This is a genomic window from Mesorhizobium sp. M4B.F.Ca.ET.089.01.1.1, from assembly GCF_004022605.1.
GTDB classification, from domain to species: Bacteria; Pseudomonadota; Alphaproteobacteria; order Rhizobiales; family Rhizobiaceae; genus Mesorhizobium; species Mesorhizobium abyssinicae.
On record NZ_RZOS01000594.1, the window covers coordinates 1 to 2,879 of the forward strand.

Consider the following 2,879-nt stretch of genomic DNA (forward strand, 5'->3'; position numbering starts at 1 on the left):
TGAGAACTTTGTCGCGGAGTGCCTCGCGAGCATCCCGGATGCTGCTGCATCGCTAAGCCGCCGGTCGAGCCCGACAAGCGCGGATGCCAACGCGCTCCTCCATTCGCCTTCCATTCCCGCCGCTTCATTCCAGGACGTCGTTCACCCGGATCAGAGGACTTCCTTGCTGCGCAAGTGGTCTCGAAAAGTCGGCTTTACAGACTGCGCGGGGTGTCTGTCGGCTGCTGATGGCCGCGGCCATTAGACACCCGCGAACTGCTGTAGCTGGATAACGATGCTCAACCGCACCACTGACTCAGTCAGCCGGTGGCGATTGCAAGCGTGGAAATGATCTCGATGTTATTGAAGAACTCGACCGGGTCACCCGACGCTGTTGGCTGACCCGGCATAGGCATTGAAGGTGTTATCAATATGCCATTTGTCGCTCAGGTTGCGCTTGCGTCGATTGAAAGTTCCAGCAAAGAGCCCAGCGGCTCAAGGCTGGATGGTCGTTTGGTCGGTAGCGGTGCCTCGCGGCCATTTCCCGACCACGCAGGTTCAAACTACAGATTGGGGGCCAGCGCACACACTAAGCAAGACCCACTAATTGAAACCGACGCCCTTGAACATCGCAAGCCCCCGAACTTCGTTGAGGGTCCCCGTGCCACACCGCCGGCAAGTCGAACGGCTATAACAGGTCCTTCAAACAAATTTACAGAACCTTTGCGACTGCAGGTCGCTGACGCTGGTACTTAGTACGTGTCCGGGGTCGCACGGCTACAAAGCTGAAGCCTGTTTACGCTGAGACCGCCGCACAGCACGCAATGGAGGTCATCGCCAATGGAACAGAGAGCGCTCATCCTGATTGAAGGTCATAGGGCCAATGGTCCGCTCTACGTCCGAGCGGCTCAGCGTCTTGGCCTTTGTCCAATTACCCTGTCGGCCGACCCAACTCAATACGATTATCTTGCGGCCGAAAAGCTTGAGGCAATCCAAGTCGATTCAGGCAATCTTGATGCGCTGATCCGCGAATGTTCCCGGTTAAACGTGAGGTATGACATTGCTGGCATTACGGGCTTTGCGGGCAGTGACGAGTCAGTCTCTGCGACAGTTGGCAAGCTCTGCCAGCATTTCGATCTGCCGGGGCCGGACCCCATATCCATTGAAAGATGCTGCGACAAGTACACTCAACGTCAGCTCCTCGCGGAGGCCGATGTTCCAATGCCTGCTTATCGCTTGGCAGCGAATGCGACGGAGGTTCAAAGCTTTGCAGCGGAGGTCGGGCTGCCGGTAGTTCTTAAGCCAGCCATCGGCAGCGGCAGCATCGGTGTCCGCTTGTGCCGCAATGTCGAAGAGGTGGCCGAACACACGAACCATCTGTTGGGCGGGGACCTCACGCAGTCTTCCCCAATCCTGGTCGAAGAATTCGCACAAGGCCCCTATTATTGCACTCATATAATGGGAAATGAGGTCATTGGGATTGCCGCTGCTGACTTCAGCCCGCCACCGCATTTCGTCTTTCATCAGTGCATCTGCCCAGCCCCGCTGAGTGATGACGAGCATAGGCGTATCGCCGATCTTTCGTTGCGCTGTTTGCGGGCTCTCGACCTTGGCTGGGGGCCAACGAACATTGAGCTCCGGTGGACGAAGCGTGGCCCAGTCGTCATTGAAGTCAATCCCCGTATGGCTGGCGGCACTCTCTCGGTTCAGCTGGCTTACGGCATCGATCTCATCAGCGAGCACATCAAGCTTGTCATCGGCGACGAATGGAATTTGCGCAGACGGCATTCGAATGTCGCAGCATGGCGGGCTCTACTTCCTGATCGCGATGGCATCCTCGATTGGATCGACGGAGACGGTCGCGCGGGTGCTATACCAGGTGTCACCGAGGTTAAGTTGTACGCAAAACCCAAGACGTCGATCATAAGGAAGGGAGATTACCGAGACTCTATCGGATATGTCATGGCCGCTTCCCCCAGCCGTGCTGGAACCGAGGCGATACTTCAGCGTGCCGTTGACTTGATCCATTGGTCGATCACGCCTTTTCCGACCCCTGCTGGCGAATAGAATCTGCAGCCCGTTGCCTCCTCCGAGCGGCGCCAGAGAGCTGTGCTGGCCCCGATCGCCGCGGCAATGGCCACGCACCTCCGGCACTATGGACTCGCCCCATCGGTCCAGCTCTTGCCGGCTATTTGCAAGCGAGAGCGCCCTGTCTGCCCACTTCCTACATCTTGCTCGGCGCGTCCAGACCGAGTTGCACGTTGATGGCTAGTCTGATCATGTTCTCCCGCCTGCAGAACCGCGCGGGCCCGAGCGCATCGCCCCGCCCTCCTGATTGATGGCACAGCGCTTGGCCAGCGCTCTTAGCTCTCGACGCATTGCGGTCCCCACAGAAGCCTCCAGATTACCACTCGTGGGGACTGGCGATTCGGGATGCTGGCAGGTCGGAGGAATGTCCAGACGAGAGCCCCTTCGAACGACGTTTGTGAGTGTGTTGTTGAAGCAGTAGCTTCTTCATCGATGGGTTGAGCATCTGGGCCACGGAGTCGATTGTGGCCGCGATGGACGAGCACCTCGATGGTGTTCGCCTCGTGGCCCAGAACGCGCGAGCCCGGAGCTTAGTCTGAAAAATCGATTTGTCGTATTTCATGTTGGCTCCTGCGGAACAGCGCCGGCTTTCTCGATTGCGCTTACATAGTGGACGAGACAGAAGTAACCATCCTTTTCCACGTCGAAATTGCTGACGATTCCTATGACTGGTCGCATGTGCTTTGCCATCTTGAATGGGGTGCTTAGGTACGCGAGAAGAGCTTGCGCTCCATGGTGGTCAGGCGTTCCGGGCCTTTTTCCGTCACCAGCACCGTCTCGCTGAAGCCCATCCCCGCTGCCATCATCAGCAT

At 57.8% G+C, this 2,879-nt stretch carries 1 protein-coding gene; it reads left to right on the forward strand.

All coding sequences use genetic code 11. The features are described from left to right. The first annotated feature begins 819 nt into the window (after positions 1-819). Positions 820-2,046, forward strand: coding sequence for an acetyl-CoA carboxylase biotin carboxylase subunit family protein (locus EN780_RS31245; protein ID WP_128276201.1), 1,227 nt, complete (start codon positions 820-822; stop codon positions 2,044-2,046). Positions 2,047-2,879: the final 833 nt, after the last annotated feature.